This is a genomic window from Kitasatospora sp. NPDC043949 (genome assembly GCF_056435365.1).
The window spans coordinates 1-21,854 of the sequence record NZ_JBWKEQ010000031.1 but is presented as its reverse complement, the minus strand read 5'-3'; the positions used below and the strand labels follow the sequence as shown (position 1 = coordinate 21,854).

General features: G+C 72.8%; 21 protein-coding genes and 1 tRNA gene. 11 read left to right on the top strand and 11 right to left on the bottom strand.

What is annotated here, in order from left to right:
• Positions 1 to 2: 2 nt before the first annotated feature.
• Positions 3 to 1,049: an LLM class F420-dependent oxidoreductase gene (locus AC07AL_RS24160; protein WP_363583931.1), complete on the bottom strand. Its 1,047-nt coding sequence runs from the start codon at positions 1,047 to 1,049 to the stop codon at positions 3 to 5.
• A 251-nt stretch (positions 1,050 to 1,300) separates the two neighbouring features.
• On the opposite strand from AC07AL_RS24160, the gene AC07AL_RS24155 reads away from it, so the two are divergent.
• Both AC07AL_RS24155 and AC07AL_RS24150 read left to right on the top strand, forming a co-directional pair.
• A complete protein-coding gene (locus tag AC07AL_RS24155) occupies positions 1,301 to 2,281 on the top strand; it encodes an aldo/keto reductase (protein WP_350878016.1) in 981 nt (326 codons plus the stop codon).
• A 49-nt stretch (positions 2,282 to 2,330) separates the two neighbouring features.
• Positions 2,331 to 4,535: a helix-hairpin-helix domain-containing protein gene (locus AC07AL_RS24150; protein WP_478318136.1), complete on the top strand. Its 2,205-nt coding sequence runs from the start codon at positions 2,331 to 2,333 to the stop codon at positions 4,533 to 4,535.
• 86 nt (positions 4,536 to 4,621) lie between these two features.
• On the opposite strand, the gene AC07AL_RS24145 is transcribed toward AC07AL_RS24150, so the two are convergent.
• On the bottom strand, positions 4,622 to 5,227 hold the full coding sequence (locus tag AC07AL_RS24145) for a hypothetical protein (RefSeq protein ID WP_063346931.1): 606 nt from the start codon (positions 5,225 to 5,227) through the stop codon (positions 4,622 to 4,624).
• 366 nt (positions 5,228 to 5,593) lie between these two features.
• Between AC07AL_RS24145 and AC07AL_RS24140 the strand changes: the two genes are divergently transcribed.
• Positions 5,594 to 5,803: a DUF5703 family protein gene (locus AC07AL_RS24140; protein WP_280681853.1), complete on the top strand. Its 210-nt coding sequence runs from the start codon at positions 5,594 to 5,596 to the stop codon at positions 5,801 to 5,803.
• 333 nt (positions 5,804 to 6,136) lie between these two features.
• Here AC07AL_RS24140 and AC07AL_RS24135 read toward each other — a convergent pair whose 3' ends face one another.
• The 3 genes from AC07AL_RS24135 to AC07AL_RS24125 all read right to left on the bottom strand — a co-directional run bounded on the left by AC07AL_RS24135 (position 6,137) and on the right by AC07AL_RS24125 (position 9,149).
• Positions 6,137 to 7,012, bottom strand: coding sequence for a chaplin (locus tag AC07AL_RS24135; protein ID WP_478318134.1), 876 nt, complete (start codon positions 7,010 to 7,012; stop codon positions 6,137 to 6,139).
• Positions 7,013 to 7,325: 313 nt separating this feature from the next.
• Positions 7,326 to 7,568 (bottom strand): chaplin, encoded by a 243-nt coding sequence (locus tag AC07AL_RS24130; protein WP_400329642.1) that lies wholly within the window; start codon positions 7,566 to 7,568, stop codon positions 7,326 to 7,328.
• 249 nt (positions 7,569 to 7,817) lie between these two features.
• Entirely contained in the window at positions 7,818 to 9,149 is a 1,332-nt protein-coding gene (locus AC07AL_RS24125; RefSeq protein ID WP_063346934.1) for a M20/M25/M40 family metallo-hydrolase, read from the bottom strand.
• 291 nt (positions 9,150 to 9,440) lie between these two features.
• Here AC07AL_RS24125 and AC07AL_RS24120 point away from each other — a divergent pair.
• A tRNA-Leu gene (locus tag AC07AL_RS24120) sits at positions 9,441 to 9,528 on the top strand.
• Positions 9,529 to 9,736: 208 nt separating this feature from the next.
• Here AC07AL_RS24120 and AC07AL_RS24115 read toward each other — a convergent pair.
• Both AC07AL_RS24115 and AC07AL_RS24110 read right to left on the bottom strand, forming a co-directional pair.
• Complete coding sequence (locus tag AC07AL_RS24115; RefSeq protein WP_478318133.1) at positions 9,737 to 11,413, bottom strand: DUF6297 family protein; 1,677 nt, start codon at positions 11,411 to 11,413, stop codon at positions 9,737 to 9,739.
• Between the two features lie 5 nt (positions 11,414 to 11,418).
• Positions 11,419 to 12,117 carry an ABC transporter ATP-binding protein gene (locus AC07AL_RS24110; protein ID WP_478318131.1) on the bottom strand — a complete coding sequence of 233 codons (699 nt, stop codon included), beginning with the start codon at positions 12,115 to 12,117 and terminating at the stop codon, positions 11,419 to 11,421.
• 505 nt (positions 12,118 to 12,622) lie between these two features.
• Here AC07AL_RS24110 and AC07AL_RS24105 point away from each other — a divergent pair.
• The 7 genes from AC07AL_RS24105 to AC07AL_RS24075 all read left to right on the top strand — a co-directional run bounded on the left by AC07AL_RS24105 (position 12,623) and on the right by AC07AL_RS24075 (position 18,169).
• A complete protein-coding gene (locus tag AC07AL_RS24105; protein WP_350878031.1) occupies positions 12,623 to 12,796 on the top strand; it encodes a cypemycin family RiPP in 174 nt (57 codons plus the stop codon).
• A 106-nt stretch (positions 12,797 to 12,902) separates the two neighbouring features.
• Entirely contained in the window at positions 12,903 to 13,751 is an 849-nt protein-coding gene (locus tag AC07AL_RS24100) for a hypothetical protein (RefSeq protein WP_363627436.1), read from the top strand.
• Positions 13,748 to 14,659, top strand: a complete 912-nt coding sequence (locus AC07AL_RS24095; RefSeq protein WP_478318130.1) for an alpha/beta fold hydrolase — start codon at positions 13,748 to 13,750, stop codon at positions 14,657 to 14,659. Before AC07AL_RS24100 ends, AC07AL_RS24095 begins: the two co-directional genes overlap by 4 nt.
• Positions 14,656 to 15,186, top strand: a complete 531-nt coding sequence (locus AC07AL_RS24090; RefSeq protein WP_478318129.1) for a hypothetical protein — start codon at positions 14,656 to 14,658, stop codon at positions 15,184 to 15,186. The genes AC07AL_RS24095 and AC07AL_RS24090 overlap by 4 nt, the downstream gene beginning before the upstream one ends.
• Before the next feature lie 17 nt (positions 15,187 to 15,203).
• On the top strand, positions 15,204 to 15,848 hold the full coding sequence (locus tag AC07AL_RS24085) for a flavoprotein (RefSeq protein WP_478318128.1): 645 nt from the start codon (positions 15,204 to 15,206) through the stop codon (positions 15,846 to 15,848).
• Between the two features lie 77 nt (positions 15,849 to 15,925).
• A complete protein-coding gene (locus AC07AL_RS24080; RefSeq protein WP_478318127.1) occupies positions 15,926 to 17,407 on the top strand; it encodes a phytoene desaturase family protein in 1,482 nt (493 codons plus the stop codon).
• Positions 17,408 to 17,497: 90 nt separating this feature from the next.
• Entirely contained in the window at positions 17,498 to 18,169 is a 672-nt protein-coding gene (locus tag AC07AL_RS24075) for a carboxylesterase family protein (RefSeq protein ID WP_363627434.1), read from the top strand.
• A 25-nt stretch (positions 18,170 to 18,194) separates the two neighbouring features.
• On the opposite strand, the gene AC07AL_RS24070 is transcribed toward AC07AL_RS24075, so the two are convergent.
• From AC07AL_RS24070 to AC07AL_RS24055, 4 genes are all read right to left on the bottom strand, one after another.
• The gene (locus AC07AL_RS24070; protein WP_478318125.1) at positions 18,195 to 18,917 is read right to left on the bottom strand and encodes a DUF2278 family protein; all 723 of its coding nucleotides are present in this window, start codon (positions 18,915 to 18,917) and stop codon (positions 18,195 to 18,197) included.
• A 247-nt stretch (positions 18,918 to 19,164) separates the two neighbouring features.
• Positions 19,165 to 20,550: a chloride channel protein gene (locus tag AC07AL_RS24065; RefSeq protein ID WP_363583957.1), complete on the bottom strand. Its 1,386-nt coding sequence runs from the start codon at positions 20,548 to 20,550 to the stop codon at positions 19,165 to 19,167.
• 204 nt (positions 20,551 to 20,754) lie between these two features.
• Positions 20,755 to 21,453, bottom strand: coding sequence for a TetR family transcriptional regulator (locus tag AC07AL_RS24060; protein ID WP_363583972.1), 699 nt, complete (start codon positions 21,451 to 21,453; stop codon positions 20,755 to 20,757).
• Between the two features lie 133 nt (positions 21,454 to 21,586).
• On the bottom strand, positions 21,587 to 21,854 hold a 268-nt coding region (locus tag AC07AL_RS24055; protein WP_400986291.1), incomplete at its 5' end, for an acyl-CoA dehydrogenase family protein.

Genomic DNA, 21,854 nt, shown 5'->3' with positions numbered 1-21,854 from the left:
CGCTACGCCAGGCCGGCGCGCTCCAGGGCCTCGACGCCGGTGCGCAGCGCCTGGATCCGCTCGTCCAGGGTGAAGCCGGACGGGGCCAGGGTGAGCGTGGTGACGCCCGCGTCGGCGTAGGCCTGCATCCGGTCGGCGATCCGGGCGGTGTCGCCGATCAGCGAGGTGGCGTCGATCAGGTCGTGCGGGACGGCGGCCGCGGCGCCCGCGTAGTCCTTGGCCAGGTACTTCTCCTGGATCTCGTCGGCGGCCTGCTCGTAGCCCATCCGCCGGGCGAGCTGGTTGTAGAAGTTCTTCTCCTTGCTGCCCATGCCGCCGATGTACAGCGCGGCGTAGGAGCGCTGGGAGTCGACGCCGGCCGTGATGTCCTCGCCGACCGCGATGGTGACGGTCGGGCAGAGGTCGAAGCCGTCCAGGCCCTGCCCCGCCTTGGCGCGGCCGGCCTTCAGCGGGTCGAGGGAGAGCGCGGCGTGCTCGGGCGAGAAGAAGATGCCGAGCCAGCCGTCGGCGATCTCGCCGGTCTGCTCCAGGTTCTTCGGGCCGATCGCGGCGATGTACAGCGGGATGTGCTCGCGCACCGGGTGCACGGTGAGCTTGATCGGCTTGCCGGGGCCGCCGGGCAGCGGCAGCGTCCAGTGCGCGCCCTCGTGGACCAGCCGCTCGCGGGACATCGCCTTGCGGATGATCTCCACGTACTCGCGGGTGCGGGCGAGCGGCTTGTCGAACTTCACCCCGTACCAGCCCTCGGAGACCTGCGGGCCGGAGACGCCGAGGCCGAGCCGGAAGCGGCCGCCGGACAGCGTGTCCAGGGTCGCCGCGGTCATCGCGGTCATCGCCGGGGTCCGGGCGGGGATCTGGAAGATGGCCGAACCGACGTCGATCCGCTCGGTCTTCGCGGCGACGAAGCTCAGCACCGTCGCGGCGTCCGAGCCGTACGCCTCGGCCGCCCAGCACACCGAGTAGCCGAGCCGGTCCGCCTCCTGGGCCACGGCGATGTTGTCGGCGTCCATGCCGAGACCCCAGTAGCCGAGGTTGATTCCGAGTCGCATGTGCCGAACCTTCCAGTCGGTGAGGGTTGGTGGCGAGGGTAGCCGCGCACTCACCGGTCATGCTACTGACCGGTAGTGGTGGTCTGGGTCACACCCGCCGCCGCCCGGGCCCGGTGATCGTTCTGCGGGTCGCCACCCCTGCCCGGACACCGGCCGCTACGCTCAGCCGACGTGGGGAGCGCTCTCCCCACCTGCGCGTTCTCAGGGCTACCGGGGCGCCCGGTGCCACCGGCCAGTGGAGGGCCCGTCCGATGGAAAAGCGTCACCTCGGCCGTACCGGTCTCCAGGTCTCCCGGCTCGGCCTCGGCACCATGACCTGGGGCCGCGACACCGACGAACACGAGGCCGCCGAGCAGCTCAAGGAGTTCGTCGACGCCGGCGGGACCCTGCTCGACACCGCCGACGTGTACGCCGACGGCGGCGCCGAGTACCTGATCTCCCGGCTCACCGACAGCCTCATCCCCCGCTCCGAACTCGTCATCGCCACCAAGGCCGGCAGCGTGCCGGAGTCCGCCCGCCGCTTCGACGGCTCCCGCGGCCACCTCCTCGCCGCCCTCGACGCCTCGCTGCGCCGGCTCGGCACCGACTACGTCGACCTGTGGCAGGTGCACTCCTTCGACCCCATGACGCCCGTCGAGGAGACGCTCAGCGCCCTCGACATCGCCGTCTCCTCCGGGCGCGCCCGGTACGTCGGGGTCTGCGACTTCAGCGGCTGGCAGCTCGCCAAGGCCGCCACCTGGCAGCGCGCCCACCACGGGCGCACGCCGCTGGCCGGGGCCCAGCTGGAGTACTCACTGCTCCAGCGCGGCATCGAGCGCGAGGCGCTGCCCGCCGCGGCGGACGCCGGAGTCGGGCTGCTCGCCTCCTCGCCGCTCGGGCGCGGGGTGCTCACCGGCAAGTACCGGCACGGCGTCCCGCAGGACTCGCGCGGCGCCTCGCCGTACCTGTCCGGGTTCGTCCAGCCGTACCTCGGGGAGCGCTCGCGGCGGATCGTCGACGCCGTCGCCACGGCCGCCGACGGCCTCGCCAGCAGCCCGCTCGCGGTCGCCCTCGCCTGGGTCCGGGACCGGCCCGGAGTGGCGAGCGCGCTGGTCGGGGCCCGTACGGTGGCACAGCTGCAGGCGGCGCTGTCGGTGGAGGCGCTTACGCTTCCGGGTGAGATCCGTGGTGCGCTGGACGACATCTCGTCGCCGGTGCACCGCTACCCGGACCAGGGGTGGAGCGAGCTGTAGCCCCCCTCGTTCAGCTGAACACGCAGTGGAGTGACCCTTGGAGCGGACGATGAGTGACACGGAGAACGGCGCTCCGGAGGAGACCTCGGCAGTCTCGGTGAGCCCGACGGAGTCGGTCGGCCCGGCCGAGACGGCGAGCCCCGCGGAGACGGCGAGCCCGGCGGAGAAGGCGGCGGCGATCGCCGAGCTGGCGCAGCGGATCCGCAGTGTCGGCCCGCAGGCCGCACCGCCGGAGGGCGAGGGCCGGCCTACGGCTCCCGAGGACGCCAAGGACGTTAAGGACGCCAAGGCCCCAGCCCCGGCCCCGGCCTCCGCGCAGCCCGACCAGCAGCGCGCGCAGGCCCTCAAGGACACCGCCGAGGTGCTGACCGCCGGGGGCGCCCCGGCCGATCTCGCGGCCGCCGCGGTGGCCGAGTTCGGCGACGGCGCCGCCGAACAGCTGCGCTCCGACCCGTGGGCCGTGCTGTCCCTGCCCGGCGTCCGCCCCGAGCACGCGGACGGCTTCGCCCGCGGCCTGCTCGGCCCCGCCGCCGGCCCCGGCGACCCGCGCCGCGCCCAGGCGCTGGTGCCGTGGCTGCTGGAGCAGGCGGCGCTGCGCGGCCACTCCGCCGTCGAGGTCGCCGAGATCGCGGCCGGGCTCGACCGCCACGGGCTGCCGGACTCGGCCGCGGCGATCCAGGCCGCCGTCCTGGACGGGCGCGCGATGCCGTTCCAGGAGGAGCTGACCGGTCCCGAGGCGCACGCGGCGGGCGGCGACGAGGACGAGGAGCCGCCGACCCGGACGCTGCTCGCCCTGGAGCGGCTCGCGCTGGCCGAGGAGAGCCTCGCGGACGGGCTGGTCCGGCTGATGTCGACCTTCGTGCCGGGCGAGGACCCGGAGCCGGGCGAGGAGGATCCGGAGGAGGACACGGCGGAGGACGCCGGGACGACGGAGGACGCCGAGTCCGCGGCCGACTCCTCGCCGGCCTCCGACTCCGAGGCGGGCTCCGAGCCGACCTCCGGCTCCGACTCGGGCGTGGCCCCCGCGGAGGCCACGGCGGAGGACGCTCCGCAGGCCCCCGCCGCGCCCGGCCCGACGGCGTGGGCGGCTGCCGGCGAGGCCGCGCTGTCCTCCTCCGCGACCGCCCTGATCCAGGCCGTCGCCGACAGCGCCCTGGTGCTGCACACCGGCGGCGAGGCCGCCCGCGCCGAACCCGCCGCGCTGCTGGCCGCTGCCGGCGGCCTCGGGCTGCGGGCCTGGGCCGCCACCTGGACCGACCAGGGCCGGGAGTCCTTCGCCGCGCTCACCGACACCCCGGCCGCCGTGATCACCCTCGCCGACCTGCTCTCCGGCGCCGCCGGGCCGGGCCGCGCCTCCGACGGCACGCTCGCCCTGGACGTCCTGGTCGTCCTCGACGCCCCGCTGCTGGACGTCGAACTGGCCGCCACCGTCCTGGAGTCGCTCGCCGACGGCACCCGGCTGGTGCTCAGCGGCGACCCCGGCCAGCTCTGGTCGGCCGGCCCCGGCCGGTTCTTCGCCGACCTGCTGGCCGCCAAGGTCTGCCCGGCGGTCGCCTCCCGCACCCCGGACTTCGGCCCGATCGGCGAGCTGGTTTCCGGCGTCGGCATCGGCGAGCTCCAGCCCGTCGAGGCGCCGGACAAGGAGGTGGTCATCCTGACCGCGAAGGACGGCGGCGAAGCCGTCCACCGCGCCCTCCAGCTGCTCACCGACTCCATCCCCCGCGCCCTCGGCATCCCCGCCGAGCAGGTGGTGCTGCTCACCCCCGGCCACGGCGGCCCGGCGGGCACCCGGGCGCTGAACGCCGCCGCGAAGGCCCGGCTCAACCCGGGGCCCGGCCGGTTCGGCGGCTTCGACCCGGGCGACCGGGTGGTCGACTCCCCGGCCCCCGGCGTCACCCGCCCGGCCCGGGTGCTGGACGGCGACGCCACCGGCCTGCACCTGGCGTACGCGGACGGCTCGCGCCGGACCGTCCCGCCCGCCCAGGTGGGCCGGCTGCGGCACGGCTGGGCGCTGACCGTCCACCAGGCACTCGGCCGCCGCTGGCCGGGCGCGGTCGTGGTGCTCCCGGAGGACGCCGGCCCGGCGCTCACCCGGCAGTGGGTCTACACCGCCTTCGGCCGCGGCGAGCGGCACCTGTCCGTGGTGCACGCGGCGGGCCCGGCGCTCGCCCAGGCCGTCACCGAGCGCCCGGCGCAGCCGCGCACCACCCGGCTGCGGGCGATCCTCGCCGAGAACGCCGCCTCGGCGTACTAGGTCCTGCGCGCCGGTCGGCGGAACGCGCGGAGGGCGGGCCCCCTACAGGTGGGGCCCGCCCTCCGGGTGTCCGCACGACGAACGGTTCAGTCGTCGGGGTCCTCGTCGTCGTAGACCTCGCTCACGTCGAACCGGCAGATCAGCATCTGCGGGTCGGCGTGCTCGAAGGGCTCCGGCAGCCACTCCCCCGGCTCGGTCGGCTCCGCCGCCGCGACCCAGAGCGTCGAGTCCGCCTCCTCCAGGCCGAACTCCTCGCTGCGGGCGGCGATCTCGTCCGGCTCGTACTCGCCGAACAGCACACCGATCGCGGCGTTCACCCCGCTGGTGCCGCCCCCGCCGGGGGTCAGCGACTCGTCGAGCCGCTCGGCTTGGGCGCGCAGCCGCTTGGGGTCGGCGACGTGGTAGTCGCGGCGGATCAGCACGCTGATCGCCTCCGGCTGTTCGGGGCCGTGGTAGCCGCCCGGACCCTCGTCCCCGGGGATCTCGAAGGGGGTGACCTCGTCGTAGACCTCGTAGAGGATCTGGTCGTAGGCGATGGCCGCCGTCGCGAGCTGCTCGTAGGCGGCGGACACAGCGGGATCATCCGCTGCGCTGGGGCTTGACACCGCTTCCAGATGACGGTCGATGGCGGCCTTGACCGCCTCGGCGGCGGCGCGTACCTCGGCAATGGTTGGCTGCGCGGCATCAGACATGGTGCAGACGCTATCTCCCCGCGGTGTCGGTACGCACAGCGGTTGTCACCTACACCCGCGATTTCACCGCAACTTCCCCCCTGATGTCCGATCCGCGTGGTTCTGTCCCCGCGCATGCCCGGCGCGAAGGGCGTGCGGCCGGGCCGCGCGGGGCCGATCGGGTGCCGCTTCGCGCGCCGGGATCGGGGTATCCCGTCCGGAGGAACAACGGGACTGATGCACTGTCAGTCGGGCTGGCGTGCCCCGGCCGGTCCGGGGCGTCCCATCGGGTCGGACGGACGGCCGGGAGGACGTCCGGAAATACCCGGGCCGACTGTCCGAGGCAGGTCGTAGGCTTGCGCGCAGGTGATCCTCAGGAGGAGCGTTTTGACCCCACCGAAGCCGGTCCGGCAACCGGAGTACGAGTACCAGTCGCTGCGCATGCCGCGTGGCACCACGCGCAACGCGGCACGCCAACTGCTCACCGAGCACGCCGAGTACGGGCACTGGGAGCTCGACCGGCTGAGGCTGTTCCCCGACGGGAGCCGGACGGTCCGGCTGCGGCGGCGGATCATCCGGCAGGTCCGGAGCTGGTGACGGGCGAGCGCGCCTGAACCCACCCGCCGCCGCGGGGATAGACGGGCGGGGCGCCTGGGTGGGGAAGGCCCAGGCGGGAGGCGGCCGGGTCGGGGAGCTCCGGATCGGCGAGCTCCGGGCCCGGGAACGCGCCCGTCGCGGTGGGGATCTCACGCCGGGCTTTCGAGCCGGGGCTTCACGTCATGTCAGGCCTTGATGCGGGTTCTCACACCGGACCTCCGCCCGCCCGCGGCCGCCCGTACCTCCAGGCAGCCGCGGGCGCGTCACGCTCCGGCCTCGTGCTCCGGCGGCGCCGCGGGGGTGTGGCGCCGCGGGATGTGGCCTACCGGCGGCTCAGCGGGCCCCGGCGCGGGCGCGGCGGTAGAGCACGCCGCCACCGAGCAGCAGGGCGAGACCGGCGGCGCCGAGCAGTTCGACGTCACCGGCGCCGGTGGAGGCCAGCTGGCTGCCGACGGCGCCGCTCGGCGAGGAGGCGACGACCGGGGCTGCGGCGCGGGCCGCGACCGGGGCGACCTGGCCGCTCGCGACCGGCGCGACGGCGGGGGCCGAGTGTGCGCCGGCCTCGGGGGCGGTGGACGGGCCGCCGTTGCGCGGGTTGCCCGGGACCTCCCCGCCGGCCTGCGGCGGGATGGACGGGCTGTGCTTCTCGGGGCAGTCGTCGACCGGCTTCGGGGCCGGGGCGGGCTGCGCGACGTTGGCGCAGTCGTTGCCGAAGGCCGGGTTCCCGACGCCGACCACGTCGACGGAGTTGCCGCAGGCGTTGACCGGGACGTGCACGGGGGCCTGGATGCTGTTGCCGGAGACCACGCCGGGCGAGTTGGCGGCGACGCCGGAGGCGGACGTGCCCGAGGCGGAGGAGCCCCGGCCGGAGCCGGTGTTGGCCCCGGGGCCGGTGTGGGAGCCGGAGCCGGTGTGGGAACCGGAGCCCGCGTGGGAGCCGCCCGGCTTGGCGGCCTCGGGGTGGCCGCTGACGTTCGCGCAGCGGTTGCCGTAGGACGGGTTCAGCACGCCGATCACGTCGACGGTGTTGCCGCAGGCGTTGATCGGCACCTCGACCGGCACCTGCACCGAGTTCCCGGAGGCGACGCCCGCCGATCCGGCGGCACCTCCCTGGGCCTCGGCACCCGCGTAGGCGTAGCCGGCGGTCGAGGCCAGGACACTGCCGGTGGCCACGACCGTGAGGATCCCCTTCTTGGCTACATTCCTCATCTTTTCCCCTGACGTATCGAGAACGACGTGACGACCTTGACGTAAATACCTTCCGAAAGTCGGAATTTCCGTATATCCGGATATCCGGCAAGGTCTTCGACTGCACAGGAGTTAACGAGAGAGCGGCGGAGAGGTTGAGCCGAACGAACCAACTTCACCCGATCGAGCGATTGCCCTCTTGTTTGCCCCTCCGCACCCAGCTCCCCTCACTCCGCACTCCGTACTCCGCATGCAAGCGGCCCCCGGGCGGCGCGTCCGCCGCCCGGGGGCCGAATGAGTCGGCTCAACGAGCCTCAGCAGCTCGGAGCGTGACTCAGAAGTTGGCGCAGTGGTTGCCGAACGCCGGGTTCAGCACGCCGATCACGCTGATGGTGTTGCCGCACAGGTTGACCGGGACGTGCACCGGGATCTGCACCTGGTTGCCGGAGACGACACCCGGGGAGCCAGCGGCCACACCCTCGGCGCCGGCACCGCCGTGAGCGGACGCGACACCGGCGGCGGCGATCACCAGGCCACCGGTGGCGGCGGCAACAGCGGCGATCTTCTTGACCTTCATCATTCCTCCTGTATGGACAACGCAACCCGTTCGGCGGGTTGCACAGGGATGAACGAGGGTGTGGCAAACGGGGTACGGAACAGATTTGCCATTCACTCGCAACGGTGACGGTCCGCACACACGGTCGATCCGCATTTCCTTGCAGGATCGTTTCTGTTGATCTCCTTCGCTCTGTCCCAAATCATTAGCTCGGACAATGCGGACGGCCCGCCCCCGGCACTCCGGGAACGGGCCGTCCACCCAAGGTGCTCAGCAGGCGTCGAGGAACCGGTCCAGCACCCGGACGCCGAACTTCAGCCCGTCCACCGGCACCCGCTCGTCCACACCGTGGAACATCCCGGCGAAGTCCAGCTCCGGCGGCAGCTGCAGCGGCGCGAAGCCGAAGCAGCGGATCCCGAGGTCCTGGAACGACTTGGCGTCCGTCCCGCCCGACAGGCAGTACGGCACCGCGCGGGCGATCGGGTCCTCCGCCCGCAGCGCCGTCTGCATCGCCTCCACCAGCGCGCCGTCGAAGGTGGTCTCGATCGCCTTGTCCGAGTGCAGGCTCTCCCGCTTCACGCGCGGGCCCAGCACGCTGTCCAGCTCCGCCAGGAACTCCTCCTCGTAGCCGGGCAGGAAGCGCCCGTCCACGTGTGCGGTGGCCTGGCCGGGGATCACGTTCACCTTGTAGCCGGCGCCGAGCATGGTCGGCTGGGCGGTGTTGCGCAGCGTGGTGCCGATCATCTTGGCGATGCCGCCGAGCACCCGCAGGGTCTCGTCCATGTTCTCCGGGTCGAGCTCGACCCCGAGCGCGTCCGACAGCTCGTTCAGGAACGCCCGTACGGTCTTGGTGATCCGCAGCGGGAACTTGTGCCGGCCGAGCCGGGCGACCGCCTCGCACAGCTCGGTGATCGCGTTGTCGTCGTTCTCCATCGAGCCGTGCCCGGCGCGGCCCTCGACCGTCAGGCGCATCCAGTGCATGCCCTTCTCGGCCGTCTCCACCAGGTAAAGCCGCACCTGGTCGTTGACCGTGAAGGAGAAGCCGCCGACCTCGCCGATGCCCTCGGTCACGCCCTCGAACAGCTCCGGGTGCTTGTCCACCAGGAACCGCGCCCCGTACGTGCCGCCGGCCTCCTCGTCCGCGACGAACGCCAGCACCAGGTCGCGCGGGGGCTTGCGGCCGGTGCGCAGCCGGTCGCGGACCACCGCGAGGGTCATCGCGTCCATGTCCTTCATGTCGACCGCGCCGCGCCCCCACACGCAGCCGTCCGCGATCTCGCCCCCGAACGGGTCGTACGTCCAGTCCGCGGCGTTGGCCGGCACCACGTCGGTGTGGCCGTGGATCAGCAGGCCCGGGCGGGAACGGTCCTCGCCCTCGATCCGCACCACCGTCGAGGCCCGCCCCTTGGCCGACTCGAAGATCTGCGGCTCCACCCCGAACTCCGCGAGCTGCTCGGCGACGTACTCCGCCGCCTTGCGCTCCCCCGGGCCGGAGCCGTCCCCGTAGTTGCTGGTGTCGATCCGGATCAGATCGCGACAGATCCCGGCGACCTCCGACTCAGCCGTCGCCCTCGGCCCCGCCGACTCGCTCCGCTCGCTCACGGTCACTCCTCGTCTTTGGCCCGCACCGACGCACCAGCGCGCCACCCCCAGGACCTGCACCCGGGCCGTACGAGCACGTACGCCCATCCTCCCCCAGCCCCCGACCCGGATCCACCCCCTGCGCGCCCCCGAAACCCCCTGGTCACGCCCCCGCCACACACTCCCCCTTGCCCCCGCCACCACCTCCATTCCCCCGCCCCGAACCGTTTTGGGACCCCAAGCCGATCTTTGCTACAGTTACATCTGTCAGCGCGGCCGACGAGAGAACGAAAGCCGCGAAGACAACACCCGGTCCGGGTGGCGGAATGGCAGACGCGCTAGCTTGAGGTGCTAGTGCCCTTTATCGGGCGTGGGGGTTCAAGTCCCCCCTCGGACACCAGCAAGACCCCTGTTAATTCAGGGGTCTTTTGCTTTTCCCGGCCGTCGTGTGACCAACCGCGGGGCCGGTGACCCTGCGAGTGGTGTCGGGTGGTGGTGGAGGTCTCCGCCGGGGAGTCGTGGCTTCGGGCATGGTGGTCGGCCGACCTCGTGGGGCCGGTCGATCCGACGTGACGGCGGGTCGGCCGGCCCTTGGCGTGGGGTCGGGGCTACCGGGTGTGGAGGCGGTGGGCGGTGCGCCGGACCCACCAGAGGGCGGCCGCGGTGACGGCCAGGGTCCAGGCGAGTTGTGCCGCGGCGTACGGGTGGCCCTGGGCTGCGGAGCGGGCGAGCGGGAACAGGAGGGTGCCGACCGCCAGCGGGCCGCGCAGGTACCAGAGCGCCACCTGGCCGGGGCCGGTGTTGCCCATGGGGGTGTTGACACCGATCGTCAGGTGCATGGGCACGACGCCCCGGTAGGAGCTGACCAGCGCGGCCGCGGTGAGTGCGGGTACGGAGGCGAGGAGCGGGAGGAGTCCTGCGGCGCCCCGGCCGCCGAGCGCGCACGCCAGTGCGCCGGCTCCGGTGAGCGCGAGGAGGAGGCCGCCGGGCACCGCCGAGTGCTGGAGGGCGAGCGACTTGAACGTCCAGGGCAGGTTGGTGGAGCGCCGCGGGTCGTCGCTCTCCAGCCGGGCCGGCTCGGTGAGTTGAGCGGCCGCCAGGTATTCGGCGACCAGGGACAGCACGACGACGATCTGCTGTGCGGTCGAGGTGAAGGAGGGGGCGGCCTCGGTCAGTCCGACGGCGAGCCCGCTCCAGACGGCGGCCCACCCCAGGCGGCGGGGGTTGCGCAGCAGGCAGGTGAGGTCGCGCCACGGGACCAGCAGCAGCCGGTGCCGCGGCACGGGGAGGCGGAGCCGGGGGGTGCTGCGCCGCTCCTTGAGCCGCGGTACTCCGGAGCGGGCCTGGCGGAGGTCGAGCATGAGGACGGACGTGCTGATCTGGGCGGCGACCGTCGCGCGCAGCCTGAGGGCGGCCTGCGGGATCGCGGGCAGTTCCCGCCAGGCGAGGACGAGGGCGACCACCGGGGTGCCGACCGACAGCACCGTGCCGACGGCGCCCGCCGTACCCACGAGGCCGAGCGCCCACAGGAGCGGTTGGGACGCCCACCCCCACGGGCCCGACCAGAGCAGGAGGTCCTGCAGCCAGCCCGTCCGCCCCTGCGTCCATGCCGTCCACACGCCGGCGGCGGCGACCGCGGCGAGGAGCCACCCCGCGGCGAAGACCCCGCGGCCGTAGCGGGACATCCACTGGTCGTTCCGCTCGACCAGGACGCCGACCGCGCTCGTGGTGAGCGCCACCGAGACGCCCGTCCAGGAGCCCGCGAGGGTCAGCAGGATCCACGACTGCGGGGCCAGGCCCTGCAGCAGGAAACCCGCGACCGCGCCGGCGACGCCGCTCACCACGGAGGCCAGCGCCACCGAGGAGCGCAGCCCCGGCGCGAGCAGGGCTCGCCGGTCGACGGCCGAGGGCAGCAGGAAGCCGGTCGTGGCCCGGTCCAGCAGAACCGGGCCGCGCCACATCGCTCCCCGGGCGGTGAGCAGCAGGGCGAGGACCAGCACCGCCGGGATCAGCGCCAGGAGCGTCGCGGACGCCTGTTCCCCGATCTGCACGGGTGGCCGGTCGGCCGCCCGGGTCGAACTCGTCCACTGGAGCAGGGCGGGGACGCCCCAGCAGCCGCCCACCAGGAGGACCGTGTAGGCGATGAACCACGCGCTCCTGCGCTTCTCCTGGCGCGTGCCACTCCGGGCTTCGCGCAGGAACAGCAGGGTGTCCGCGGTGCAGTCCCCCGACCTGTCGGGCACCCGCGCCCTCGTCCCGGTCGCGGGTGCCACGCTGTCGCTCAAACCGCTCATCCTTCCCCCCGCACCGCCCCGGACGGGCCCGAGTGCCCCGCACGCGAGCCGACTTCGACGATCTGGTCCGCGACCTCGTTCAGGGCCCGGTGGTGGGTGGCCATGAGGACGGCCGCTCCGCGGTCGCGGTGCTCCGCGATCAGGCGGGCGAGGGCGGTCCGGGCGTGGGAGTCGAGCCGCTGTTCCGGCTCGTCGAGGATGAGGAGGTCGTGCGGCCGGATGAAGGCGGCGGCGAGGAGCAGCGCCTGGGTCTGCCCGGAGGACAGGGCCGAGGGGAACTGTTCGGACTGCACCGTGAGGCGGTGCGACTCCAGCGCCCCGTCGACCGCGGCATCGGCTCCGGCGCCCATGCCGTGCGACAGCGCCACGAGCCGCAGGTGCTCCCGCACGGTGAGGTCCGGATAGAACGCACCGGGATCCATCACCGACGCGACCCGCTTGCGCACGTCCAGGGAATCCTCGTGGATCTCCTCCCCGTCGAAGACGACCGACCCCGCGGAGGGTCTCTCCCGGCCGGCCGCCACGCGGAGCAGCGTGCTCTTGCCGGATCCGTTCTCCCCGACCAGGGAAACGCACTCACCACGGTGAATGCGGAGGGAGACCCGGTCTAGCACGGTGCTGTCACCGTAGGCGTGTGTGACGTCGACGAGTTGCAGCAGCGGTGCGTCCGCCGCCTTGCCGGTTTTCTTTTTCAATCGACGAGCCGTCTTCTCTCGGATGATCGAAACGTTCATTTTCACACTTTTCTGAACATTGGGCCGATCATAGCAAGGCGTCCCAATCCTGCAAAGCCGACCCAAATACACCCTCCGGACGGCCCGGCACGCATCCTCCGGTCGGCCCCGAGGCCGTCAAGTCAAATGGGGCGATTTGAGGCCATACGGACTGTTCGGCGGAATCCGCCGCCCGCCCGGATTCTCGATCAAGGCCTGACCTGCGATATCAATGATCAAATACAGGAGCATCCGGTGACTCCACAACAAAAGGGGCATTGCACAGAATTCGAAGAATGTCCACCTACAATGGAATTGGTCAATTTCTTCGAAATTATCCGCCACCGATTCGCATTGTGCACACCATGAACACATCAAGGGTCTTCCCGTGGTTACCGGAACGACATATGGTCGAACGGCAGCGGCCGGCAGCGGGCGTCGGTCCTCTGCGGGTTGGCCGCTGTCTCCACCATCAAAAGGAGAAAGAGTGAACGCCACCGAATCGCGTGTCGAGTTCGTGACCGATGCCGTCAACGCTTCGTTCGCGGAGGCGCAGGAGGGTTTCGTGAACGCACACAACGCTCCCGCGATGACCACCCCCACCATCGTCGCCATATGCGAGGTCGTCGTGACGGGCAGCACGATCTGCCTCGGCTGCTGAACCACTGACCCACCGGTGACACCACCCATGTGAGCAGACGGGCCGGAAAGGGGGACGAGCGGTTCCCCTTTCCGGCCCCGCTCGACTGGAGCACGAGGACGCGTGAATGCCATTCACCAAGATCGTCAACGAGCCTTCCCACCCCATATCGCGCGAGGACGCGCATTACTGGACGCTGGCCCCGGCCGCGGTGGGCGAGATCATCAGCGGCCTCGAAGCCTTGACCAGGACGGCCGCCTACGGACCCAACGGCCTTTTGCAGGGCCTGAGTTCGAAACGTGATCGCAGCGTGGTCCCGCAGGCCCTCCGCAAGGCGATCGACAGCCGCGGCGGTGCCGTCGCCATCAAGGCTATGGGCGTCGTCGGCGGAGCGCTGACCCTGACCGGCCGCAGGAGCCGGGCGCAGCAGATCACCGGAGCCGGCCTGATGCTGGCCTCCAGCGGCCTGAGCAAGTACCGCACCTCGTTCGGCAGGGACGGGGCGGACCACATGGCCGCCCTGATCTGCGGCTACCGCCTGCTCACCGCCCTGGTCCCCGAGGCCGAGAAGTCCGACGACCTCTTCCTGCGCGCGGTCAACGCCCAGACCTTCATCGCCTACGTGACCGCCGGCGCGGCGAAGGCGATCTCCAGCACCTGGCGGTCGGGCGAGGCGCTGGAACAGGTCCTGCAGACCCAGCAGTACGGGGACAGCGCGGTCGCCAAGTGGCTGAAGAAGAGCCCGCTGCTGTGCAGTTCGATGACGTGGTTCACCATCGTCTGGGAGACCGGATTCCCGGTCGTCTACCTGCTGGCGCCGACGGACGCCCGCAAGGCCCTGGCCGGCGTCAAGCTCTTCCACCTGGGCATCGCCGTGACGATGGGCCTGCCGCGGTTCTTCTGGGGATTCAGCTCGGCCCACGCGGCGGTCCTCTACGCCGTGGACCGCCTGCCCAGGAACGGGGGCCGGGGATGAGGTTCGAACGCCAGGTGGTCGCCACCTTCAGCGCCGCCGCCGCGGTCAGCGCCTACCTCTCGTACATCCACCTGGAGGAGGAGTACACCCGGCGCAGCGGACTCAAGGGGACCTCCCTGATCCAGGGCCCGGACGGCCTCGCGATCGAGTACGCGCTCGATGCCGGGGAGCTCGGTCCCACCGCCCCCGTCGCGGTCCTCGAAAGCGGCCTGGGCGCGCCGCTGGAGTCCTGGGACTGGGTGGCCGGGCTGCTCAGCCGGCGCTTCCGGGTCCTGCGCTACCACCGCAGCGGGTACTGGCGCTCGAAGAGCGGACTGCGGCCGGCCCAGTCGGTCGAGTTCCTCCTGCAACAGCTCGCGCCGGAGGGCGACGTCGTCCTGTGCGGCCACTCGATCGGCGCCCTCACCGCCATGAACGTCGCGGCGGAGTCCGCCTACGTGCGCGAGCGCGCCACCGTCCTGCACATCGTCGACGGGACGGACGCCGTACTCCTCGGTGAGGATCGCGGGTCGAAGCGGCGGGTGGCGCGCTACAACCAGGACACCGCGCGACGGCTGCTCGGCTCGGCCCTGGGCACCACCCGCTGGCTGACGAGCCCCACCGAGCGGGAACTCGAGTACCGCCCGGACATCCAACGGGCGTACCTGGCCTCGATCTCCAGCCCCCAGGTGCTGCTGGCGGCGCGCCAGGAGTACCTCCACGAGCCCCTCGCCGGCCAGGACTTCGTGGCCGCCGGCCCGCTGCGGCGCGTCGTCATCTCGGCCGCAAACAACACCGAGCAGCAGCGCAAGCTCAGCGAGCGGGTCGCCGCGGACTTCCACGTCGTCCCGGCGAGCAGCCACCGGTCCATCATCGCCAAGCCCGCCCTGGCGCAGCAGACGGCGGCGATCATCCTGGAGAACTCATGAGCGCGTGGCGCAGGACCGTCACGTCCCTGGTCAAGGCCGCCCTGGTGACGCACGTCGTGCTGACGGTCTTCGAGAACCTGCCCGACGACAAGCTGCCGATCAAGATGCGCCTGCCGTTCTTCCCCGACCTGCCGCAGTGGCGCTTCTTCGCTCCGAACCCCGGCATCGAGGACCTGTACGTCTTCTACCGCACGCGCGCGACGCCCGCGGACGGGTGGACCACGTGGGCCGACCTGGCCATGCGGAACGAGGCGAAGCCGCTCGCCGTGCTGTGGAACCCGGGGAGCCGGGTTCCGAAGGCGCTGTTCGACATGGCGTCGCAGGTGCGCACGCTCGCCTCGAACGGGGCCATGTTCGAGTGGATGCTGAACAGCGACGGGTACAACCTGATGGCCGGGGCCGTGCGGGACGCGTGCAGGAGGAGCAGCGAGTCGGGGGACTACCAGTTCATGATCGTGGCGTCCGTCCCGACCGAGGGTGCCGACGGGATCAAGCCCATCATGATCTCGCCCGAACTCGCCCTGTGAACCGGGGGAACACCGAGATGCCCGAAACCGAAAGCACCGGAAACTCCGGAAGCGCTGCGAATACCGGAAACGCCGCAAGCGCCGGAATTCAGGCGATCCCCGATCTGGGCGAGAAGCGGATCCTGTTCATCGTGACCGGATCCATCAATGCCGCGCTCACACCGTACTGGCTGCACTGGCTGCGCCAGTCGTTTCCCCGGATCACGAGCGATCTCCTGGTGACCAGGTCCGCACAGCGTTTCGTGACGCTGGACGCCCTGCGCCGACTGGTGGGCGGCGACGTGTGGACCGACGACTACACCGACCCCTCCCTCCCGGAATCCGCGCACGTGGAGATCGGCGAACGCGTCGACGCCTTCGCCGTCTTCCCCGCGACGCTCGATTTCGCGATGCGGCTCGCCTCGGGAAACTGCGACACCCCCGCCACCATGGCGTTGCAGATCACCGAAAAGCCGATCGTGCTCGCCACCGCCTTTCCGGCCGGAAATGCCGTCGTCGAACACAACATGGAGCTCCTGCTGCGGCGCCCGAACGTCTCGGTCAGCCAGACCGTGGCGGCGTACAGCGTCGGGAAGCGAAAATGGGAGGGCGAGACCGGCTTCTACCTGCCGTCGGTCCTGAAGGAGCTGGAAGGAATGTTCGATGCAAAGGGCCGCCGGTAGCACCAGCTCGCGGTGAGCGGCCGCCCCGCCCGTGGAATCCCGCGCGGCGGACCGACCATGAACGAGGCGGACCGACCATGAAGTGGAACAGGGACGTCGCGGTCGTGGGCAGCGGGCCGAACGGCCTGGCGGCGGCCGTCACCTTCGCCCGCGCCGGGCTGCACGTGGACGTCTACGAGAGCCAGGACGAGATCGGCGGCGGCCTGCGCACGCACGCCCTCTTCGACAGCGACGTACGGCACGACATCTGCTCCGCCGTCCATCCGATGGCCGCCGTGTCTCCGTTCTTCCGCCGGTTCGACCTGTCGGCCCGCGGCGTCGACCTGCTCCGGCCGGAAGCGTCCTACGCCCATCCGCTGGCGGACGGGCGGGCCGCCGTGGCGTACCAGGACCTCGACCGGACCTGCGACGCGCTGGGCCGCGACGGCGCCGGCTGGCGGCGGCTGATGGCACCGCTCATCGGCCGCAGCACCGAGATCGGGGAGCTCTTCCTCTCCGACTTCCGTTCCGTCCCCACGTCCATGCGGACTCCGGCGATGCTCGCGTGGCGGTCCCTGGTCCACGGGACGGCGCTCGCCACGCACCGGTTCGCGACCGACGAGGCGGCCGCCCTCCTCGCCGGGGTGGCCGCGCACGCCGTCGGTAGGCTCCCCAGCATCGTCGGCGGAGCCGTGTCGGTCTTCCTCGGCCACCTGGCGCACAGTTCGGGGTGGCCGGTGCCGCGCGGCGGGAGCTCGGAGATCGCGGCCGGCCTGGCCGAGGACATCCGGCGCCACGGCGGGCAGATCCACACCGGTGCGCGCATCACCGACCTGGCGCAGGTGCGCGGTTCGCGCGTCGTCATGTTCGACACCGGGCCGAAGGAGTTCTCGGCCGTGGCGGGCGACCGGCTGCCCGCCGCCTACCGGCGACGGCTCCGCAGGTTCCGGTACGGGCCCGCGGCGGCCAAGGTCGACTTCCTGGTGTCCGAGGCGATCCCGTGGCGGAACACCGAGGTGGCCAGGGCCGCCACCGTGCACCTCGGAGGGTCGCAGGCGCAGATCTACCGCCGGGAGTCCGGGGTCGCCCGCGGTGTCGACGCGGGCGACCCGTTCGTGCTGCTGGTGGATCCCGGCGTCGCCGATCCCGACCGGGTCCGCGCCGGGAAGCGGCCCGTCTGGGCGTACGCGCACGTGCCCAACGGGTACGCGGCGGACCCCACCGGCTCCGTCACGGCACAGATCGAGAAGTACGCGCCCGGGTTCGCCGAGACGGTCGTCGCCGCCCGGAGCACCAACGGCGTCCAGTACGAGGCGTACAACCCGAACTACGTCGGCGGGGACATCGGGGCCGGGGCCCTGACCCTCGGCCAGCTGCTCATGCGCCCGACCCCCCGGTGGAACCCGTACGCGACCCCGTTGCCCGGCGTCTACCTGTGCTCCGCGTCCACGCCGCCCGGTCCGGGCGTCCACGGCATGAGCGGCTACCTCGCCGCCGTCTCCGCGCTCCGCCGGGAGTTCGGCATCGCCGCGCCGCCCGCGCTCGGGCCCTGTCCGGCGTCTTTGCGACGTGAACCGTGACGGCGGCGTCATCAATCGGAGAGGCTGCTCGGTAAGGGTGGTGGCGGCGGGTCCGCCCCGTGGAACCCCTGACGTTTTTGGAGGAGACCGATGTCCGCACCTGTTCAGCACCACCGCTTCGCCGTCGACGAGGACGGCAACGACCTGGGGTACGCCCTGTCGCTGCCGGACGGGTACGACGAGGGCCCCGGGCCGTGGCCGCTGCTGCTGTTCCTGCACGGCGCCATGGAGCGTGGCGAGGATCTGGCGGCGCTCGCCGTGCACGGGCCGGTGCGGCAGATCACCGCCGGGGCGAAGCTGCCGTTCGTGGTGGTGGCCCCGCAGTGCCCGGCGCACAGCTCGTGGGTCGCGGAGGTGAGCGCGCTGGCGGCCCTGGTCGAGGACGTGGCGCGGACGTACCGGATCGACCCGGACCGGCGGTACGTCACCGGGCTGAGCATGGGCGGCACCGGCACGTGGGCGCTCGCCGCCCGGTACCCGCGCCGGTTCGCCGCCGCAGTACCGATCTGCGGGTCCGGGCTGAGCGAGGCGGCGCCGCGCCTCGTCGACCTCCCGGTGTGGGCCTTCCACGGCGGGGAGGACGACGTCGTCCCGGTCGCCCACACCGAGCGGGTGGTCGAGGCGCTGCGGGAGGCGGGCGGTCCGGTGCGGTTCACCCGCTACCCGGGGATCGGCCACGACTCCTGGACGCGGACGTACGACGACCCCGAGGTCTACGCCTGGCTGCTCGCCCAGTCCCGCCGGTCCCACAGCGCGGGCTGATCCGCCAGGATCGGCCGGACAGGACCTACTGCTGGGGTCCGGCCGCCTGACGGGGCCCGGTCCGGGGGCGGGTGGGGTGCGGGACGGACGCGGGCAGGGCGTGTCCGGTGCGGTCGTCGGTGTGCCAGGACTGCGACTGGAAGGCCAGGAACACCGCCGCCCACCGGCTCTCCGCCGGCAGGTGGACGAGCAGCGCGCCGTCCTGGTAGACGCCGTCGTCCGTCCGGAACCGCCCGCTGTTGCCCTGGTTCATGTGCACGTCGTGCACGCCGTTGCCGGGCAGGAAGCCGAACACCTGGTCCGGGACGCCGGGTTCGGGCCCGAAGCGCTGCCCGAAGACGTACACCGCGGCCGCCGGGTCGGCGATCGCCCGTTGGACGTGCTGGTCGAGCACGTCGGCGAGGTCGTTGTCCGGGCCCGGGAGGTCGGGCGGCAGGACGCGCATCGCCGCGGGGTCGAACAGGCGCCCGCGGACGAAGTCCAGGCTCGCCGTGCCCGGCCGGGACGGCAGCGGGTTCCAGCCGCTGCCGGCCGGCGGGAGGAGGCCGGTGACGGGGTGCCGGAAGTCCCCGACCGCGAGGTAGCGCAGGTCGGCGGGGGCCTGCTGGGAGAGGACGTTGACCGCCGCGCGGTAGTCGGTGCCCCCGGCGTCGCGCAGGTGGATCTGGTAGTGCGGGGTGTCGGTGGCGCCCTCGCGGCGCCGGTCGACGGCGGTGGCGGCGAGCACGCCGTAGTCGCTGATCGGCATGGGTGTCGTTCCTCGGTTCCCTGGCTGCTGGTCATGGTGCCCCGCCGGCCGGTCGGCCGGGGTGCCTCCGTTATCGCGCACCCCGCCGACCGGGGACCGTGGAATCCGCAGTTGTTCATCTGCCGTCCCCCGAAGGGATTTTCGCGCCGCAGAACGTTGACGTCGGGGCGCCGGCGCCTGGGGGCCGGGCGAGGGCTGGACGGGGACCGGACGAGGGCTGGACCGGGACCGGACGAGGGCTGGACGGTCAGTCGGCCGGTGCCGGCCTGCCCCCGCCGGGCGGGGCGTGGACGCGTCTCGACCGCCCCCGGACCAGCTCGCCGGTGACGAAGGCCGTCACCGCGGCGACGATCAGCAGCGGCATCGCATCGGCGGCCTGACCACCCAGCAACGCCGCCGCCAGCACCGTGCTGGTGACCGGAAGCCGGGTGACGGCCGCGCCGGAGGCGGCCAGTCCGGCGGCCAGCGCGGGCGCGGTGCCGAGGCCGGGCAGCGGCGCGCAGGCCGCCCCGAGCGCGGCACCGATCAGGATCGCCGGGAAGATCGGGCCGCCGCGCAGGCTGCCCAGGGCGATCCCCCAGCCGACCGTCTTGCACAGCACCAGGGCGAGCAGCGCGCCGATCGGCCAGGCCGCCGGGTCGGCCGCCAGCGCGCCCAGGGTGGCCTGCCCGGAGAGCGCGGCCTCCTCCGGTGAGCGACCGGTGAGCAGGGCGTACGCCGCGAGGCAGGCTCCGACGGCGATCGCACACAGCACCGTCCGGACGGCGGTCCGACGAGCGGTCGGCACCGGCCGGGGGCCGTCCGGATCGCCCGTGGTGAAGGCCTTGACCCGCCGGCCGAGGGCCTGCCCGGCCACGCAGACCACGGCGATCACCACCGCCAGCGGGACGCCCCAGAGGAAGTCACCCGGGTCCGGGACGCCGCTCTCGGGCACCCGCGGCAGCGAGAGCGCGCCGATCGACAGCCCGGTCCAGTGGCCGAAGCCGGTGAAGACCAGCGCACCGACCCCGCTGGCCAGCAGGCAGGGCAGGACCAGAGCGATCAGCCGCGGGCCGCCCAGCCCGGCCGCCTCGATCATCATCACGCCCGCCACCAGCGGGCTGCCGAAGATGGTGGAGATCGCGGCCGCCGCCCCGGCCGTGCCCAACACCGGTACCAGTTCCGGGTGTTGGGACCGCCTGGCGGACCGGACGGAGAGCAGCGCGAGGCCGCCGCCGATTGCCATCAGCGGCGCCTCCGGGCCGAGCACCGCGCCGAGCGGCAGGCAGGCGAGCGCGGCCAGCACCACGCCGGGGACGGCGCCCGGCGGGGTGGGCGGGCCGCCCAGCCCGTCCACCGGCACGTGGCCGCCGTGCCCGGGCAGCCGGGTGACCACGGGGGCGAGCAGCAGGCCGGCCAGCAGCAGCGCGGGCAGCGGCCACCACCAGGGGGCGCGGTCGAAGCCGGCGGTGACCGGCAGGCTCTCCCAGACCCAGTGCTGGAGTTGGTGCTCCAGGCCGACGAAGCCGAAGGCGACCAGCGAGACCGGGGCGCCGATCAGGGCGGCGACCAGCAGCAGGCCGAGGTAGCCCTTGCCGAGCAGCACCTGGCGCAGGGTGGGGCCACCGTTCTCCTGCTGGGGCGTCCCCGGCATCGCCGCTCCTTCGCGCTCCCGGGGCGCGCGGCCCCCGTCCTGCGACCGAGTCTCGCCCGGGGCCGGGCGGCCCGCACGGCGTGCGGCCCGTCAGCCGGGCGCCGGACGAGCGGAGTTGCGCCGTTCGGGTGGGAGCGCCCTCCGCAGCGGGTCGGCGTCGGCAGGAGCGGTTCGGCGTCGGCGGACAGAGCCAGCGGCCGGCGGTCAGAGCCGGTGGGCGTCGCCGAGTGCGCTCTCGATGCCCTGGACCATCCGCCACAGCGGCGCCCGGCGGCTGGCGACCAGCACCACCACATCGTCCGCCCCGGACTCCCCGGACTCCCCGCCCGCGCCGTTCTCGCCGCCCGGGCGGTCGTTCCAGGTGCCGGTGACGAAGGCCATCGCCGCGTCGACCTCGGCCACCCAGTCGCTCTCGCCGCCCGAGCGCAGCCAGGTGCGCAGGGCGTGGTTGTGCGCGGCGACGACGGCGGCGGCGGTCACGTCGGCGCGCAGCGGGCCGTCCGGCCGGTCGGCGAACCGGCCGCGCAGGTAGGCCGCGAGCGTGTGCTCGTAGCGCCAGACCACGGAGAGCTCGTACGCCCGCAGGCCGGGGACCTTGCGGGTGAGGCGGTAGCGCTGGACGGAGAAGGAGGGCTGTTCGGCGTACATCCGCAGGACGAGCCGGGCCGCGTCGCAGGCGTGCTTGACCGGGTCCTCCTCGCCGGTGCCGGACTCCAGGAACTCCGTCATCTCGGCGAGGCTGCGCTCGTGGTCCGGGAAGACCACGTCCTCCTTGGCCGGGAAGTAGCGGAAGAAGGAGCGCCGGCCGACCCCGGCGAGCGAGACGATGTCGTCGATGGTGGTCTGCTCGAAGCCGCGTTCCAGGAAGAGCTCGAAGGCCGCGGCGACGAGCGCCTCGCGCATCGCCGGCTTGGTGGGCCCGTCGTTCATGGGCAGGTCCTGCTCTTCCTTCTCGCTCATTCCCGGAACATAGCATCGGCCCCGAACGGCCGGACCGGGTGCTCGGCCCGGCCGTCGGTGCACCTCGGAGGCGCTGTTACGGCAGGTTGCGGGCCATGACGATGCGCTGGACCTGGTTGGTCCCCTCGTAGATCTGGGTGATCTTCGCGTCCCGCATCATCCGCTCCACCGGATAGTCCCGCGTGTACCCGTACCCACCCAGCAACTGCACCGCGTCCGTCGTGATCTCCATCGCCGCATCCGACGCGAAGCACTTCGCCGCCGCCCCGAAGAACGTCAGATCCCCGTCCCCACGCTGCGACTTCGCCGCCGCCGCATACGTCAGCTGCCGCGCCGCCTCCAGC

Excerpts from the sequence above, each read along its gene's own strand:
- AC07AL_RS24075 (WP_363627434.1), top strand. The coding sequence starts at position 17,498 with ATGTCCGCACCTGTTCAGCACCACCGCTTCGCCGTCGACGAGGACGGC.
- AC07AL_RS24070 (WP_478318125.1), bottom strand. The coding sequence starts at position 18,917 with ATGCCGATCAGCGACTACGGCGTGCTCGCCGCCACCGCCGTCGACCGG.
- AC07AL_RS24150 (WP_478318136.1), top strand. The coding sequence starts at position 2,331 with ATGAGTGACACGGAGAACGGCGCTCCGGAGGAGACCTCGGCAGTCTCG.
- AC07AL_RS24135 (WP_478318134.1), bottom strand. The coding sequence starts at position 7,012 with ATGAGGAATGTAGCCAAGAAGGGGATCCTCACGGTCGTGGCCACCGGC.
- AC07AL_RS24155 (WP_350878016.1), top strand. The coding sequence starts at position 1,301 with ATGGAAAAGCGTCACCTCGGCCGTACCGGTCTCCAGGTCTCCCGGCTC.
- AC07AL_RS24060 (WP_363583972.1), bottom strand. The coding sequence starts at position 21,453 with ATGCGCGAGGCGCTCGTCGCCGCGGCCTTCGAGCTCTTCCTGGAACGC.
- AC07AL_RS24065 (WP_363583957.1), bottom strand. The coding sequence starts at position 20,550 with ATGCCGGGGACGCCCCAGCAGGAGAACGGTGGCCCCACCCTGCGCCAG.
- AC07AL_RS24085 (WP_478318128.1), top strand. The coding sequence starts at position 15,204 with ATGCCCGAAACCGAAAGCACCGGAAACTCCGGAAGCGCTGCGAATACC.
- AC07AL_RS24090 (WP_478318129.1), top strand. The coding sequence starts at position 14,656 with ATGAGCGCGTGGCGCAGGACCGTCACGTCCCTGGTCAAGGCCGCCCTG.
- AC07AL_RS24095 (WP_478318130.1), top strand. The coding sequence starts at position 13,748 with ATGAGGTTCGAACGCCAGGTGGTCGCCACCTTCAGCGCCGCCGCCGCG.
- AC07AL_RS24100 (WP_363627436.1), top strand. The coding sequence starts at position 12,903 with ATGCCATTCACCAAGATCGTCAACGAGCCTTCCCACCCCATATCGCGC.
- AC07AL_RS24080 (WP_478318127.1), top strand. The coding sequence starts at position 15,926 with ATGAAGTGGAACAGGGACGTCGCGGTCGTGGGCAGCGGGCCGAACGGC.
- AC07AL_RS24160 (WP_363583931.1), bottom strand. The coding sequence starts at position 1,049 with ATGCGACTCGGAATCAACCTCGGCTACTGGGGTCTCGGCATGGACGCC.
- AC07AL_RS24130 (WP_400329642.1), bottom strand. The coding sequence starts at position 7,568 with ATGAAGGTCAAGAAGATCGCCGCTGTTGCCGCCGCCACCGGTGGCCTG.
- AC07AL_RS24145 (WP_063346931.1), bottom strand. The coding sequence starts at position 5,227 with ATGTCTGATGCCGCGCAGCCAACCATTGCCGAGGTACGCGCCGCCGCC.